This is a genomic window from Streptomyces viridiviolaceus, from assembly GCF_014650995.1.
GTDB lineage: Bacteria > Actinomycetota > Actinomycetes > Streptomycetales > Streptomycetaceae > Streptomyces > Streptomyces viridiviolaceus.
On sequence record NZ_BMWA01000001.1, the window covers coordinates 321,791 to 336,754 of the forward strand.

Genomic DNA, 14,964 nt, shown 5'->3' on the forward strand with positions numbered 1-14,964 from the left:
GCCCGTCCCGGACGGCCCCGCTAACCGCGCAGGGCGTTCAGCCGCCGCCGCGCCGGCCCCAGGGACCGCGCGCGGCTCATGATCCCGGCCCAGGGGCGGGTACGTGCCTGCTCGACGGCGTCCGCGACGGTCCAGCGGCGGGCGTGCAGCGCGGGGTCCTCCAGTTCGTCCCAGGAGAGGGGGGTGGCCACGGGCGCACCGGGGAGGGCGCGGACGGTGAAGGGCGCGACGGCGGTCTGCGCGTACGCGTTGCGCTGGACGTCCAGGTAGAGCCGGTCGCCGCGGTCCTTCTTGCGGGCGGCGGTGGTGAGCCGGTCGGGGTGCGCGGTGGCCAGGGTGTCGGCGACCTCCCGCGCGAACTCCCGCACCTCGTCGAAGTCCTGATGCCCGTTCAGCGGCACCACCACGTGCAGTCCCCGGGAGCCGGTGGTCATCAGCCCCGAGGGCAGCTTCAGCGCGTCGAGCAGCTCGCCCAGCAGCCGGGCCGCCTCCCGTACCGAGGCGAAGTCGTCGCCCGCCGGGTCGAGGTCGAAGACCATCCGGTCGGGCCGGCCGAGGTCATCGGCCCGCGACAGCCAGCGGTGCAGTGTGAGGGCGGCCTGGTCGGCGAGGTACAGGAGGGTGGCGCTGTCGTCACAGACGGTGTGACAGACGGTTCCGCCCTCCTTGGCCACCTCGACGCGGGTGATCCACTCCGGGTAGGTGTCCGGCGTGTTCTTCTGCATGAACCTCGGGCCGTCCACCCCGTCCGGGTGCCGCTCCAGCATCAGCGGGCGGCCACGCAGGTGCGGCAGCATGAAGGGGGCGACGGCCCGGTAGTAGTCGACGAGGTCGCTCTTCGTGTACTCCTCGCCGCCGCCCCCGTCACCGCCGGGGAAGAGCACCTTGTCCGGCCGGTGGACCCCGACCGTGTGGCGTCCCGCCCGGACGGTCCGTACGGCCTCGCCGCTCACGCCACGACCGCCTCCTCCACCAGCAGCCTGGCGGCGGCCGTGATGGACTCGGCGTCGATGCCCGCGGCGTGCAGCTGCTCGTCCGGGGACGCCGAGCCCGGCATCGTGCGGACGGCGAGCCGGATCAGGCGCGGCACGGGCCGCCCGTCGCCGAAGGCCTCGGCGACCGCGTCCCCGAGGCCACCCTCCTCGCGGTGGTCCTCCACGGTCAGCAGGCAGCCGGTCTCCTCGGCGGCCTGCCGCAGGGTGGCGCGGTCGACGGGCTTGACCGAGTACAGGTCGATCACCCGGACCGGGATGCCCCCCTCGTCGAGCGCGTCAGCGGCGGCCAGCGCCTCGTGCAGCGTGACGCCCGCCGCGACGACCGTGAGCCGGTCCCGGTCGGAGGAGCGCAGGACCTTGCTGCCGCCGACGGGGAACTCCTCGTCGGGGCCGTAGATCACCTTGCTCTCGCCGCGCGAGGTGCGCAGGTAGCGGATGCCCTCCAGGCCGGCCATCTCGGCGACGAGGTGCGCGGTCTGGTTGGCGTCGCACGGGTACAGCACCGTCGATCCGTGGATCGCCCGCATCATCGCCAGGTCCTCCAGACCCATCTGGCTGGGCCCGTCCTGGCCGATGGCGACGCCCGCGTGGGAGCCGACGAGGTTGATGCCGGAGCCGCTGACCGAGGCCATCCGCACGAAGTCGTGGGCGCGGGTGAGGAACGCGGCGAAGGTGGTGGCGTACGGCATCCAGCCGCGCGCCGCCATGCCCACCGCGGCGGCGACCATCTGCTGCTCGGCGATGTAGCACTCGAAGTAGCGTTCGGGGTGTTCCTTGGCGAAGTACTCGGCGCGGGTGGAGTCGCCGACCTCGCCGTCGAGGGCGACGACGTCGCCTCGGGCCGTGCCGAGCGCGGCCAGCGCCTGGCCGAAGGCGTTGCGGGTGGCGACCTCGTCGCCCGTCTCGAAGCGGGGCAGTTCCGTCTGCCCGGAGCCGACCGAGTGCAGCGCCCGCGCGGAGGGCGGCTCGTGCACCTGGACGCGGAGGTCGCGCGGGCCCCCGAGTTCGGCGACCGCCTCGTCGGCGTCCGGCACCGGCTTGCCGTGCTGGCCCTCACGGTCCTCCACGGCCTGCACACCCTTGCCCTTCAGGGTGCGGGCGATGATGGCGGTGGGCTGGCCCCTGGTGGACAGGGCCTCGCCGTAGGCACGGTCGATGGCGTCGACGTCGTGGCCGTCGATCTCCACCGTGTGCCAGTCGAAGGCGCGGAAGCGGCGGGCGTAGGCGTCGAGGTCGTGGCCGTGCCGGGTCGGGCCGCGCTGGCCGAGCCGGTTGACGTCCACGATCGCGGTGAGGTTGTCGAGGCGCTCGTGCCCGGCGTGCTCGGCGGCCTCCCACACCGAGCCCTCGGCCATCTCGCTGTCGCCGCACAGCACCCACACCCGGTAGTCGGCATGGTCCAGCCGTTTGCCGGACAGGGCGATGCCGACGCCGACGGGCAGGCCCTGGCCGAGCGAACCGGTGGCCGTCTCGACCCACGGCAGCCGCTGCGGCGTGGGGTGACCCTCCAGGCGGCTGCCCAGCTTGCGGAAGGTGAGCAGCTCGTCGTCGTCGATGGCGCCGGCCGCCTTGTAGGCGGAGTACAGCAGGGGCGAGGCGTGTCCCTTGGAGAGGACGAAGCGGTCGTTGCCGGGGTGGGCGGGGCGCTCGAAGTCGTAGCGGAGGTGGTTGGCGAGCAGTACGGCCATCAGGTCCGCGGCGGACATCGACGACGTCGGATGCCCGGAGCCCGCGGCGGCGGACGCCCGTACGCTGTCCACGCGCAACTGCTGTCCCAGTTCGACGAGTTCACCGGTGTTCATGAGTCTCCTTCCGGGGGGCCGTCGGCACGCCTGACGGGACCGGGTGCGATGTCGGGCCCGGGGGGCGGCTGGCCGGGCGGGGGTTCCACGTCGGGGGCGGGCTCGACGGGCCCGCGTGCGGAACGGCTCCGCACGGGCTCCGGTCGGGGCGGCTTCCTGCCCGGTTCACCACCGGGCTGCTTCCTGACGGGCTCGCGACCGGGCTGCTTCCTGACGGCCTCGCCACCGGGCTGCTTCCTGACGGGCTCGCGACCGGGCTGGTTCTTGGCCGGTTCACCACCGGGCTGATTCTTGGCCGGCTCGCCACCGCTCCGATTCCTGGCCGGCTCGCCACCGGGCTGATTCCTGGCCGGTTCGCCACCGCTCCGATTCCTGGCCGGCTCGCCACCGGGCTGATTCCTGGCCGGTTCACCACCGCTCCGATTCCTGGCCGGCTCGCCACCGGGCTGATTCCTGGCCGGTTCGCCACCGCTCCGATTCCTGGCGGGCTCACCCCCAGGCCGGTACTTGGCCGGTCCGCCACCGGGCCGGCCCTCGGCGGGCTCACCGCCGGACCGGTCTGTGGCAGTGTCGCCGCCGGGCCGGGACTGTTCGCGTCCGGAACGCTCCTTGTCGGGCCCGGCCCCGGCCACCGGCCCGGACCGGGCCGACGCACCACCCGAGGGGCTCGGCACGGACCCGCCACCCGGCTCGTTCCGCGCCGGTTCGCCACCGGGCCGGACCCTCCCGGACCCGGCCGACGCTCCACCGGAGGGGCTCCGTGCGGCCGCGGTACCGGACGGGCTCCCGGCGGGGGCGTCGTCGGCACGGCGGCCGTCGCGGGACGGCTCCGCGTCCTTGCGGCCCTCCGCTCCGCCCGGCACCCGCGCCAGCTCAGGCGACGCCGACTCCAGGGGCACCGACCAGGAGCGTACGAGCCCCAACTGCACCGCCTGGCGCGGCAGTACGCTGTCGAGCAGCCAGTCCGCGGCGACCCGGACGCGGTTGCCGGGCATCGCCGCCAGGTGGTAGCCGCGGGTCACGGCGCCCGCCACCGGGCCGGACATCGGGACGCCGAGCGGATCGGCGGCTGCCTGGGCGCCGCCCAGGTCGACGACGAAGCCCATGTCCCGGTGGCGGTAGACGCGCCGCTCACCGATGCCGAGCGACGCGGCGACGTTCCGGGCGCAGACCTTGCCGTGCCGCCAGGCGTGCTGCGCGGTCATCGGCGTGAACGAGCCGGGGTTGTTGAGGTCGGGCACGGCCGCCAGGTCACCGCAGGCGTACAGCTCCGGGCGCCCCGGCACCTGGAGGTGGGGGTCGACCAGCAGCCGGCCGCGTTCCAGGGGCAGCCCGAGGGACTCCACGAGCGGGTCGGGCCGCACGCCGACGCACCACACCAGCGTGCGCGTGTCCACGGTCGTACCGTCGGTGAGCAGTACCCCGTCGTGCGTGGCCTCCTTCACGGAGGTCCCCATCCGCACGTCGACGCCCCGCTGCCGCAGCACCCGCTCGGCGGTGCGGGAGAGCCGTTCGTCCAGCTCGGGCAGCACCCGGGGCGCGACGTCCAGCAGCATCCAGCGCGGCCGCATCCCGGCCCTGAGCGGATGCCTGCGCACCTGCGAGTCGGTGTACATCTGGCCGTGCGCGGCGACCTCCGTACCGGTGTATCCGGCGCCGACCACGACGAAGGTGCACCGGGCGGCGCACTCGTCGCGGTCCCGGGTCGCGGCCGCCAGCTCCACCTGGCGGGTGACGTGGTCCCGCAGGTACAGGGCCTCGGGCAGCCCGCGGAAGCCGTGGGCGTGCTCGGCGACGCCGGGTATCGGCAGCAGCTTGTTGACGCTGCCCGCGGCGAGCACCAGCCGGTCGTAGGACAGGGTGCCCTCACCGCCCTCGGGGCCGGTGTAGTGCACGGTGTGCCGGTCGAGGTCGATGCCGTCGGCCTCGCCCAGCACCAGCCGCACCCGCGGCAGGGTGCCCGACAGGGAGACGGTGACCCGGCGCGGCTCCAGCACTCCGGCGGCGACCTGGGGCAGCAGGGGCAGGTACAGGAAGTAGTCGGTCGGGTTGAGCAGGGTGATGTCGGCCTGGTGCCGGGTGAGCCGGGACAGGGTGCGGGCCGTCCGGTACCCGGCGAAGCCGGCACCGACGATCACGATGCGGGGTCGGCTCACGGTTCGCCTCCGGGCTGTCGCGTACCTCGTGAGCCTTCCGCGTCCCCTTGGCCGGGGCGCCCAAACGTCCGGCCGGGGGCACCCGGACGTCCGCCGCGCCCCCCCGCGCCGCCGGTTTCCCGCCGGGCGCCCGGGTACTCGGCCCGGGACCACCCCCCACGTCCCGGAGGCACGCCCATGCCCGAGTACGGCTATTTCCTCTCCTGCGAGCAGTACGGTCCCGCCGAGCTCATCGAGCAGGCGCGGATGGCCGAGCAGGCCGGGTTCCAGGCGCTGTGGATCTCGGACCACTTCCACCCCTGGAACGACGAGCAGGGCCAGAGCCCGTTCGTGTGGTCGGTGATCGGCGCGCTGTCCGAGGCCGTGTCCCTGCCCGTCGAGACGGCGGTGACCTGCCCGACGGTGCGCGTCCACCCGGCGGTGGTGGCGCAGGCGGCGGCGACCAGCGCGGTGATGACCGGGGGCCGCTTCCGGCTCGGCGTCGGCACCGGTGAAGCGCTCAACGAACACATCCTCGGAGACGCCTGGCCGCCCGCGCACGTGCGACTGGAGATGCTGGAGGAGGCCATCCTCGTGATGCGCCGGCTGTTCACCGGCGAGGAGGTCAACCACCACGGCACGCACTACACGGTGGAGAACGCCCGCCTGTACACCGTCCCGGACGAGCCCGTCCCGATCGACGTCTCCGGCTTCGGACCGGCGGCGACCAAGCTGGCGGCCCGGGTGGGCGACGGCTACATCACGATGACGCCGGACACGTCGATGGTGGAGCAGTACCGCAAGGGCGGAGGCGGCGCCAAACCGGTCAGCGGCGGCACCAAGGTCTGCTTCGACACCGACCGGGACGAGGCCGTGCGGACGGTGCACCGGCTGTGGCCGAACGAGCTGCTGCCCGGCGAGCTGGGCCAGGTGCTGCCCTCGCCCAAGCACTTCGAGCAGGTGCAGACGCTGGTCACCGAGGACATGGTGCGGCAGAACCGGGTGTGCGGCGACGACGCCGACGAACACGTCGCCGAGCTGAAGCAGTTCGCCGACGCCGGGTTCGACCGGATCTACGTCAACCAGATCGGCCCCGACCTCCGCGGCTTCTTCGACTTCTACCGTACGAAGGTGCTGCCGCAGCTCCAGCAGGGCACCTGACCCGCGCGGCGGTGGGCCCCCGGACGGGCGTCCGGGGGCCCACCGCCGCCTCCGGCCGCTCAGGCGCGGCCGTGCGGGGCCTCGGGGTCGATGTCGTCCTGGCGCGGCGCCGCCGGTCCGGTGCCGCCCGGCGCCGGCGTGCCCGCACCCGGGGCGCCGGTCGCCCCGCCGGCGCCACCGGGTGCCACGGGCGGCATGGGCGGGTAGGGCATGCCGAGCCCGCTCGGCGGCGCGCCCGGCGCCGTGCCGCCGACGGGGTGCCCGTGACCGGCGGCGAGCGCCGGGTCGTGCGCGGACCCCGTCCGGGTCCCGGAGGGCCGGGCGGCACCGCGCAGCAGGTGGGCCACGACCGCCAGGACGGCGGCGGTGATCAGCGCGGCGGCCCAGTCCGGCAGGCCGATGGCGAGGGCCAGGCCCACGGCGAGTGCGACGGCCGCGCCCGCGTAGAGGGCGGCGGCGCCGGACGCGGCGTACAGCACGGCCGTACGGCGCTGCTTGCGGGTCTGTTCGCGCAGTTCGTCGCGGACGGTCTCGCGTGCCACCTGGGCCAGTTCGTCGACCAGATGCTTGTCCAGATGTTCCAGATGATCCAAGCGGTCCATGCCTCCCGGGTACCCGCGAGCGGGCCTTCCATGAGCCGGGCCCCCGCGGCGCCAACTAGGCTCCTGCGCATGGACATTCTGGGAGCGACACTGCGCGTCTACGTCGACGATCTGGACAAGGCGATCCCCTTCTACGAGGGCGTCGCCGGCGGCCGGGCCCTCCGCTTCGAACGCGGTGGTGTCCAAGTCGCCGCCGTCGGCTGCTTCTTGCTGATGAGCGGACCGGAGTCCCAGTTGGAACTGCTGCGCAAGGTCGCCGCGACGATCGCCGTCGCGGACGTCGACGAGGCCCACCGCGTCCTCGGTGAACTGGGTGCCGACATCATCGCGGGCCCCGTACCGACGCCCGCGGGACGCAACCTGATCGCCCGGCACCCGGACGGCGTGGTGTACGAGTACGTGGACCGGCGCGCGTGACCTTCCGGCCGGGCGGGGTCAGCTCCCGTCCGGCCGCATCCTGAAGTCGAGCCGGGCGGGCAGCGGTTCGGGGCCGAGGCGGGCCCACAGCCGCCCGATGGCCTCCTCCCCCTCCCTGAGGTCGGCGACCTCGAAGCCGTCGTCGAACACCGCCCGCGCCTGCTCGCCGCGTCCCTCGGCGAGCAGCAGACCGATCTCGAGCAGCCGGAACCTGCCCCGGGCGCGGGTCCCGGGAGTCAACCGCTCCCACACGGAACGGGCGTCGGCCGGGCGTCCCGCAGCCAGCAGCGCCTGGACGGCCTCGCGGCCGAGCGCGGCCGAGAGCTCCGTCCACCGCTCGTCGTCCCCGCGCCGCTCGCACAGGTCGTCGAAGGCCTCGGCGTACCGGTCGGCGGCCCGCTCGTGGTGACCGTCCTCCTGGTCGGCCACGGCGAGGCAGCGCAGCAACGGCCAGCCGGCCGGGGCGGACCGCAGGCCCCGTTCCCAGCTGCGCACCGCCTGTGCCCGGTCGCCGGCGTGCCACTGGGCGATGCCGAGGTGGTACTCGGTGACGGGTGTGGCGGGCGCGGTCTCCAGCATGTCCCGCCATGGCGGGGCGACCAGCGTCTCGTCGTACGGCTCCGCCCTCCGGGCGTCCGGGAAGGATCCGGCGCGCAGCAGATGGAGCCAGGGTGCCTGGGCGTCACCGACGGTGTCCTCGCCGAAGGGTGTGCCGGGCAGTTTCCAGCCGGTGCGCAGCACTTCGAGGGCGCCCCACCCCGAGCCGGCGGCGAGGATCCCGACGGGTTCGGTGTCGGCGTACGGCTTCCAGGCGTCGTGGGCCGCGTCGACGGCAGCCCTGGGCAGGGCGGTCTCCAGCCGGGCCTCCGCCTCGCGCAGCACGGTGTGCCACTCGCCCTCGGGGCTCGCCTCCAGCGGTCCGTACGCCTCCAGCCAGGACACCTCGCTCTCCGCCTCCAGCCGGACGTGCTCCAGCTGGGTGCGGACGAGTCCGGCCTGGATCTCGCAGTAGCCGCCGGTGCCGGGCTCGGTGAGCCACTCCTGCCAGCGCCGCCCGCCGGGTCCCGTGCCCCAGACGAACAGCTTCCGGCCGCGCAGCGCGTCGGTCGACGTCTGCACCAGTCCGTGCCCGTGCTCGTCGAGTGCGGCGATCCAGCGGCGGCGGCCTTCGGGCAGCTCGTAGAAGTAGTCGGCGGCGTACGTGCTGTTCAGCGGGTACGTCCGGTCGGCGCCCGCGTGTCGCGGCACGGGCACCCGGCGCAGCCGGCGCTCGTAGCCGAAGTGCCAGGCCTCGTCGGCGGGGGCGAGGACGCGGCGCTCCTCGGGCACGGCGATGTTGGACCACCAGTAGGTGGGCACAGGGCGCTCGTGCGGGTTGCGGATCCGGACGCCGACGTGGAGGAAGTCCGAGCCGTCCGGCAGCCACAGGTCGACCTGGAAGGGCAGGTCGCGCAGCCTCTCCCACTCCCACAGGCGCAGCATCTCCCCGCCGTCGGGGGCCGGGACGCGGGCCGCGTGCAGGGGTGAGCAGGACAGGGTCGTGTGGCCGGTGGCGCCGATGTTCCATTCGATGCCGCCGGAGTACCAGGCGCCGTTGAGGGCGAAGTTGGCGGGCTGGAACACCGGGTTGACGTAGAGGAGTTCACGTCCGGTCGGCTTGTGGTGCAGGGAGGCGATCCGGCCGCCGAGGCCGGGCAGGACGGTGGCCTTCAGCCGGTCGTTCTCGATGACGAGGGCGTCGACCTCGCGCGGTGTCCGCGACCGGTCGTACCCGTCCCGGACCCGCACCGGCAGCAGGCTGCGCAGCGGCTCGTAGTCGACCTGCCGGGCCATGTCCCGCGGCAGGGCGGCCCGGTCCCGGTCGTCGATGCGGTGGGCCTCGTCCAGGGGGCGCAGCGGCGGCAGCGGGTTGTCGGGGCCCGGCGCGGCGGCGGGCAGGGTCAGTACCTCGTGTCGGATCGTCGTCACGCTTCCCCATGGAAGCCGCTCGCCGGCGAGCTGAACAGGGGCGGGACCGGCCGGGATCGCCGCGGTCGGCCGGGCGGCGATATTCCGGGCGCGGTCCGGCCTCGGCGACGTACAGTCGGGCCTTCGGCTGCGGCGGCGGCCCGGAGACGAAGGAGTGGAGCGTACGTGAGCGAGCAGCACACCTATCGGGTGATCGTCCGGGGCACCTGGGAGGGCCTGACGGAAGAGGCCCGCGCCCGGCTGCTCGCCGAGGCCGCCGACCACGGGATGGCGAGCATGCGGTTCACCGAGGAGGGCTCGCTGTCGTACGAGGCGTCGCCGCTCAAGCACTTCTCGATGCGGTACGTCGTGGTGTCGGACGCGGCGGACGGCGAGGAGATGGCGGGGGCGCTCGCCGAGGACCGGGCCGAGACGGCGTTGCGGGCGCTCGGCTACGGGTTCCGGGATCTCAGGTCGACCGTCACGGACCTGGACACCATGAAGATCAACCGGAAGTCACGGTCTCGGCGGTGATGGCCCAGCGCTGGTGGTCGCGCCAGGCGCCGTCGATGTAGAGCATCCTCGGCGAGAAGCCCTCCAGGTGGAAGCCGCAGGCGCGGGCCAGCGCGATGGAGGCCGCGTTGCCGGGCTGCACGTTGATCTCCAGCCGGTGCAGCCGCATCGGGCCGAACGCGTACCGCACGACGAGGTCCAGCCCCTCGCGCATCAGCCCGCGGCCCGCCGCGTGGGCGAAGGCGCCGTATCCGAGGGCGCCGCTGAGGAAGCCGCCCTGGACGATGTTGTTGATGTTGATGAATCCGGCGATGCCTCCGCCGTCCAGCTCGCACACCAGGAACCCGGCCTTGGTCGGGTCCTCGATCAGCCGGCCGGCGTACGCGGTGTAGGCGGCGGTGCTGTCCGGTGGGAAGAGCCACGGGTGGTGCAGGTTTTTGCTCTCCCGGGCGCGGGCGGTGAACTCGTCACCGTCGGCGTACGTGAAGTGCCGTATGCCCACGCGGGGGCCTTCGGCGAGGTGGCGGGACGCGGTGTGCGGCATCCCGCCAGCCTACGACGGGCCCAGGTGGCTCATCCTCCGGTCACCGGCAACCGGAGCACCCCGGTGTCCCCGGGGGCGCTGACCACGGTCACCGGTTTGATCCCGCGGTTGCCGAGGTACGCCCCGTCGCTCGCCGCGATCACGAACCGCAGCCGGTGCCCCTCCTCGTAGCGGTGCACGATCCCGGGCAGGGTGACGGTGAACGGTTTCGTGACGTCGGGGACACGGACCGGCGCGACGAGCCGGTGCACCAGCGTCTGCCTGCCGTCGGGGGCGACGTCGTACAGCTTGGCGAAGAGCACCAGCTTGTCGGCGGCGTCGCCGGAGTCCTGGGTCCGCTCGGCCGCCGGTGAGACGACCTTCAGCGTGGCCCGGGGCGCGCCGACCACGTCGAGGTCGCTCTCCAGCGGGTCACTGGTCCAGGCCAGGTAGGTGCCCTTGGTGTCGTACGGCGCCGGGTCCGGCAGTCCGAGGATGCCGGCGAGGGAGCTCTCGGAGTGGCTGGTGGGGACCGGCCAGTTGGTGTAGGTGCGGCTGCCGCGGGCCACCTCGGCGCGGTCGTCGACGAGTTCGCCGTCGCCGGACAGGTACAGGTCGTGGCCGGCCGCGGGGAGGCGGTCGGCGGTGGCGTAGGTGGCTTGCGGGTCGGTGATCCAGTCGCGGTGGTAGGCGAAGGCCGGGCCGGTGTCGACGTCCTTCTTGTGGAGGTGGCGGTCGAACCAGGCGAGGATGCGCCTGCCGACGTAGGCGCTCTCCAGGTTGCCCTGGGCGAGGTTCAGTTCGCCGGACGCCGGGTCGGTGAGGCCGCCGCTGTGGCCCCAGGACTGCCAGATCATCTTGGTGGGGGTGCCCCGGGCCCGGAGCGCCTTGTACGTCGCGGTCGCCTCGTTGAGGTTGAAGAGGGTGTCGGCCTGGCCCTGCACCAGCAGGGTCGGCGCCTCGACGCGGTTCAGGTACGACACCGGGGAGACGCCGCGCGCGTAGTCGAGCAGGTCGGCGGTCCGGTCCGCCGGGTAGCGGCCGGAGTTGAGCGTGCGGACGGTCTGGCACGCCCGGCTGACGAAGTGCAGGCAGTCGATGGTGTTGATGCGGGACGGGTCGAGGCTCGGCGCGAGCAGCGGCTGGCCCTCGCCGATGAGGTAGAAGCCGTTGGTCCACTGCCATTTGAAGGCACCGGGGACGTCGGCGGCGCCGACGGTGTTGTTCGGGGCGAGGGAGTAGGCCAGGTCGTTCCAGGTGATCATGGGCACGAGCGCGTCGACGCGGTGGTCGACGGCGGCCGTGGCCAGCTGGACGGCGCCCCCGTAGGACCCTCCGATCATGCCGACGCGCGGGTCGCCCGCCCGGTCGAGGGTGACGAAGTCGGCGGTGGTGCCGTCGTCGGCGGCCCGTTTGCCGCCGAGGAAGTCGATCAGCTGGGAGGCGGCGGCTCCGTCGACGCCGGGGTCGTCGAGGGAGATCAGGCAGCCGGACCTGCCGAACCCGAGCCCCGAGTAGGCCAGCGAGACGTAGCCGCGCTGGGCGAAGGCCCTGCCGATGGCGTCGGTCCGGCCGTCGGACTTGCTGCCGCCGAAGCCGTTGGTGGTGAGCACGGCGGGGGCCGGGCGGCTTGCGTCCACGCCCGCCGGCCGGTACAGGTCGGCGTCGATCGTGCAGGTGCGCTCGCCCGCGCGGACCGTGAGCTTCAGCGGCGTGACGGTGTACTGGCCGGCCGCGGCGGCGGGGGTGGTGAGGCCGAGGGGGACGGTGAGGGCGGCGCCGAGGGTGAGCGCACAGGCGGCGCGGGATCTGCGGAGACGGCGGTGGGCACGACGGGGCACAGAGACCTCCACACTGAGGACTACCTGAGGACAACCCGACTTACCGGCCAGTAGGTACTGGCCGGATGTCATCGTGTGACACGTGTCAGGCGTGGGTCAATCACCGTGACGGGTGTTTGACGGACGGTCAGCGAAAAGGGCGTCAGCGCAGCGCCGGTTGGTCCAGCGTCAGCGTGCCCGCGCCGGCGTCCAGTTCCGCCGTGACCCCGAAGGGTATGGTCAGCGCGCCCTCGCAATGCCCGAAGCCGAAGTCCTCGACGACCGGCACACCGAGGCCGCCCAGCCGGTCGACGAGCAGCGGGCGCACGCGCTCGTACGGCTCGCACTCCTCCCAGGACCCGAGCAGCACCCCGCGGACCCCGTCCAGCCAGCCGGCCCGAAGCAGTTGGGTCACGGAGCGGTCCAGCCGGTAGGTCTCCTCCCCCACGTCCTCCAGGCACAGCAGCCCGCCGCGCGCGCAGTGGCGGGCGCGCGGAGTGCCCAGCTCGGCGGCGAGCAGGGTCAGGCAGCCGCCGAGCGTGACGCCCCGCGCCCGGCCCGGGACCAGGGGCGTGCCGCCGGAGACGATCGTGCGGACGGTCTCCGGGACGAACAGCGTGGCCTTGAGGTGGTCCTGCGCCCGGGCGTTCTTGATGAAGTCGGCCCCGGCCGCCATCGGCCCGTGCAGGGTCACCAGGCCCAGCCTCGTCGCGAACGCCTCGTGCAGCGCCGTGACGTCGCTGAAGCCGACGAACACCTTCGGGCCGGCCGCGCGCATCGCCTCCCAGTCGAGCAGGTCGGCCATGCGCTGGGCGCCGTACCCGCCGCGGGCGCACAGCACGGCGTCCACGGACGGGTCGCACCAGGCACCCTGGAGATCGGCGGCCCGGTCGGCGTCCGCGCCCGCGAGGTAGTCGAACGTGCTGTGCCGGTCCAGCACGTGGGGGGCCACGACCGGGTCGAGGTCCCAGCCGCGCAGCACGTCCAGCCCGGCCTGCAGCCGCTCCTCGGGCACCGGCCCGCTGGGCGCGACGACGGCCACGCGGGCGCCGGGAGCCAGTCGGTGCGGCCGCAGCAGGGACTTCACTTCGTCAGCTCCAGGTTCGGGACGCCGGGCACGTTCAGCCCGAACACCTGTGCGTAGAGGGACAGTTCGGCCTCCAGGGCACGCACCATGGTCTCGGCACGTCGGAACCCGTGACCCTCGCCCTCGAAGGCGATGTACGCGTGCGGCACGCCCCTGCCCGCCATGCGGGCGAGGAACCGCTCGCACTGCACGGGCGGGCAGATGACGTCGTCCAGGCCCTGGAGCAGCAGGAAGGGCACGGTCACCCGGTCGGCGTGCTCGGTGGGCGACCGCTCCGCGTACCGGCCGGGCACGTCGGCGTACGGCCCGATCAGGGTCTCCAGGTACCGCGACTCGAAGTCGTGGGTCTCCCCCGTGCCCCAGCCGGTCAGGTCGAGGATCGGGTAGATGACCGTGCCGCAGGCGTAGACGTCGGTCGTGGCCAGCGACGCGGCCGCGGTCCAGCCGCCCGCGCTGCCGCCCCGTACGGCGAGCCTGCCCCGGTCGGCGGTGCCTTCGTCCGCGAGGGCGAGGGCGACGGCCGCGCAGTCCTCGACGTCGACCACCCCCCACTGTTCGCGCAGCCGGTTGCGGTACTCCCGGCCGTGCCCGGTGGAGCCGCCGTAGTTGACCTCCGCGACGCCGATGCCGCGCGAGGTGAAGTAGGCGATCTCCAGGTCCAGCACCAGGGGCGACCGGCTGGTGGGTCCGCCGTGCGCCCAGACGACGTACGGCGGCAGTTCGTCACCGGGGGCGGTGCAGTCCGGGTGGTGCGGCGGGTAGACGTGGGCGTGGATCTCACGGCCGTCGGGGCCGGTGAAGGTGCGGATCCGCGGGCGGGGGTAGTAGGCGGGGTCGACGGCGTCCTCGTGCGGGGCGCCGATCACCCGTGCGCGGCCGGTGGCGGCGTCCAGCTCCACCACCTCGTAGGCGCTGCGCGGGCCGGCCCCGACGGCCACCACCCGCTCGCCGTGCGCCGCCAGGGTGGGCGCGAACTCGGTCCAGGGGCCGGCCGCGTCGACGACCTCGCCGGTCTCGGGGTCCAGTATCCCGAGACCGGCGGCGCCGCGGCCGTGCAGGACGGCGATCAGGCCGCTGTCCAGCGGCGCGAACCAGCGCAGGCCGAGCTTCCACAACGGCCCGCCGAACTCCTCCTGACGGGGGCACAGCGCACTGCCGTCGCGGTAGAGGTTCCACCAGCCCGTGCGGTCGGAGGCGTACAGCAGGGCACCGTCCGGGGCCCAGTCGACCTGGGCGATCGACTCCTGCGGCCCGCCCGCGACGGTCCGTGCCTCCTGGAAGGCGCCGTCGGGGCCGATCCCGGCGACGAGCAGCTCGGTGCCGTCCCAGGGCATGCGCGGGTGGTCCCAGGCGAGCCAGGCCGCGTGCCGCCCGTCCGGTGAGACGCGGGGGCCGGTGACGAACCGGTGCCGGTCGTCGGTGAGTTCGCGCACCGCGTCCCGGTCGTCGGCGGCCGAGCCGTCCAGCGGCACCGCCGCAAGGACCCGGCGCACGTCGGTGGGGCCGTCGCCGGTGAACTCCTCCAGGACGCACCACACCTCGCCGCGTTCGGGGCGCGGCTGCGGCTCCGCCCAGCGCAGCCCGCCGCCCACCGGGGAGACGGGGGTCAGCGGTTGCGGTTCGCCGCCCGGCCGGTACGCGTAGAGCCGCTGGTCGGCGAAGTTCACGAAGAGCACCAGCGGGCCGGTGCCGGTCATGAGCACGGCCCAGGGCCGGCCGCCGTACTCGATGACGCGGCTGCGCACGTTCCACGGCGGGGGCAGCACCGGCTCCTCCCTGCCGTCGGGGTGCCGCCGCACCAGGGTGCGCCGCCCGCCCTCGGTGGGCCGGGGCGCGGTCCACCACACCTCGTCGCCGACGAAGCCCACGTCCTCGGGGCGGCCGTCGTGCGCGGCGGCGAGCGCCGCGTCGACGGGCGAGGGCCACGATCCGTACGCCAGGGTCCGCACTGTCTCCCCCACT

The 14,964-nt window shown here is 74.1% G+C and carries 12 protein-coding genes; 3 read left to right on the top strand and 9 right to left on the bottom strand.

Annotated features, from left to right (window positions below; genetic code table 11):
* Nucleotides 1-20: 20 nt before the first annotated feature.
* The 3 genes from ligD to IE260_RS01295 are packed head-to-tail and all read right to left on the bottom strand — an operon-like array spanning nucleotide 21 to nucleotide 4,953.
* The gene (gene ligD / locus IE260_RS01285; RefSeq protein ID WP_189868523.1) at nucleotides 21-953 is read right to left on the bottom strand and encodes a non-homologous end-joining DNA ligase; all 933 of its coding nucleotides are present in this window, start codon (nucleotides 951-953) and stop codon (nucleotides 21-23) included.
* Nucleotides 950-2,797 (bottom strand): transketolase, encoded by a 1,848-nt coding sequence (locus tag IE260_RS01290; RefSeq protein WP_189868524.1) that lies wholly within the window; start codon nucleotides 2,795-2,797, stop codon nucleotides 950-952. The genes ligD and IE260_RS01290 overlap by 4 nt, the downstream gene beginning before the upstream one ends.
* Nucleotides 2,794-4,953, bottom strand: a complete 2,160-nt coding sequence (locus IE260_RS01295) for an FAD-dependent oxidoreductase (protein ID WP_189868525.1) — start codon at nucleotides 4,951-4,953, stop codon at nucleotides 2,794-2,796. Before IE260_RS01295 ends, IE260_RS01290 begins: the two co-directional genes overlap by 4 nt.
* 177 nt (nucleotides 4,954-5,130) lie before the next feature.
* On the opposite strand from IE260_RS01295, the gene IE260_RS01300 reads away from it, so the two are divergent.
* On the top strand, nucleotides 5,131-6,093 hold the full coding sequence (locus IE260_RS01300; protein ID WP_189868526.1) for an LLM class F420-dependent oxidoreductase: 963 nt from the start codon (nucleotides 5,131-5,133) through the stop codon (nucleotides 6,091-6,093).
* Between the two features lie 59 nt (nucleotides 6,094-6,152).
* On the opposite strand, the gene IE260_RS01305 is transcribed toward IE260_RS01300, so the two are convergent.
* Nucleotides 6,153-6,695 carry a phage holin family protein gene (locus IE260_RS01305; RefSeq protein WP_189868527.1) on the bottom strand — a complete coding sequence of 181 codons (543 nt, stop codon included), beginning with the start codon at nucleotides 6,693-6,695 and terminating at the stop codon, nucleotides 6,153-6,155.
* 69 nt (nucleotides 6,696-6,764) lie between these two features.
* Here IE260_RS01305 and IE260_RS01310 point away from each other — a divergent pair, with 69 nt between their 5' ends.
* Nucleotides 6,765-7,112, top strand: a complete 348-nt coding sequence (locus IE260_RS01310; protein WP_189868528.1) for a VOC family protein — start codon at nucleotides 6,765-6,767, stop codon at nucleotides 7,110-7,112.
* A gap of 18 nt (nucleotides 7,113-7,130) precedes the next feature.
* Here the strand turns inward: IE260_RS01310 and IE260_RS01315 are convergent, their stop codons facing one another.
* Entirely contained in the window at nucleotides 7,131-9,080 is a 1,950-nt protein-coding gene (locus IE260_RS01315) for a DUF5107 domain-containing protein (RefSeq protein WP_189868529.1), read from the bottom strand.
* Nucleotides 9,081-9,245: 165 nt separating this feature from the next.
* Here IE260_RS01315 and IE260_RS01320 point away from each other — a divergent pair, with 165 nt between their 5' ends.
* Nucleotides 9,246-9,593: a DUF6204 family protein gene (locus IE260_RS01320; RefSeq protein ID WP_189868530.1), complete on the top strand. Its 348-nt coding sequence runs from the start codon at nucleotides 9,246-9,248 to the stop codon at nucleotides 9,591-9,593.
* On the opposite strand, the gene IE260_RS01325 is transcribed toward IE260_RS01320, so the two are convergent.
* The 4 genes from IE260_RS01325 to IE260_RS01340 form a co-directional block, all read right to left on the bottom strand.
* Nucleotides 9,565-10,116, bottom strand: a complete 552-nt coding sequence (locus IE260_RS01325) for a GNAT family N-acetyltransferase (RefSeq protein ID WP_189868531.1) — start codon at nucleotides 10,114-10,116, stop codon at nucleotides 9,565-9,567. The genes IE260_RS01320 and IE260_RS01325 overlap by 29 nt on opposite strands.
* 29 nt (nucleotides 10,117-10,145) lie before the next feature.
* Nucleotides 10,146-12,008 carry a CocE/NonD family hydrolase gene (locus tag IE260_RS01330; protein ID WP_189868532.1) on the bottom strand — a complete coding sequence of 621 codons (1,863 nt, stop codon included), beginning with the start codon at nucleotides 12,006-12,008 and terminating at the stop codon, nucleotides 10,146-10,148.
* Nucleotides 12,009-12,078: 70 nt separating this feature from the next.
* Nucleotides 12,079-13,002: a S66 peptidase family protein gene (locus IE260_RS01335; protein WP_189868533.1), complete on the bottom strand. Its 924-nt coding sequence runs from the start codon at nucleotides 13,000-13,002 to the stop codon at nucleotides 12,079-12,081.
* Nucleotides 12,999-14,963, bottom strand: a complete 1,965-nt coding sequence (locus IE260_RS01340; RefSeq protein WP_189868534.1) for a S9 family peptidase — start codon at nucleotides 14,961-14,963, stop codon at nucleotides 12,999-13,001. The genes IE260_RS01335 and IE260_RS01340 overlap by 4 nt, the downstream gene beginning before the upstream one ends.
* Nucleotide 14,964 lies beyond the last annotated feature (1 nt).

Bases quoted from the DNA above. Each gene is read 5' to 3' on its own strand.
- IE260_RS01310 (WP_189868528.1), top strand. From the start codon at position 6,765: ATGGACATTCTGGGAGCGACACTGCGCGTCTACGTCGACGATCTGGAC.
- IE260_RS01325 (WP_189868531.1), bottom strand. From the start codon at position 10,116: ATGCCGCACACCGCGTCCCGCCACCTCGCCGAAGGCCCCCGCGTGGGC.
- IE260_RS01330 (WP_189868532.1), bottom strand. From the start codon at position 12,008: ATGACATCCGGCCAGTACCTACTGGCCGGTAAGTCGGGTTGTCCTCAG.
- IE260_RS01305 (WP_189868527.1), bottom strand. From the start codon at position 6,695: ATGGACCGCTTGGATCATCTGGAACATCTGGACAAGCATCTGGTCGAC.
- IE260_RS01290 (WP_189868524.1), bottom strand. From the start codon at position 2,797: ATGAACACCGGTGAACTCGTCGAACTGGGACAGCAGTTGCGCGTGGAC.
- IE260_RS01300 (WP_189868526.1), top strand. From the start codon at position 5,131: ATGCCCGAGTACGGCTATTTCCTCTCCTGCGAGCAGTACGGTCCCGCC.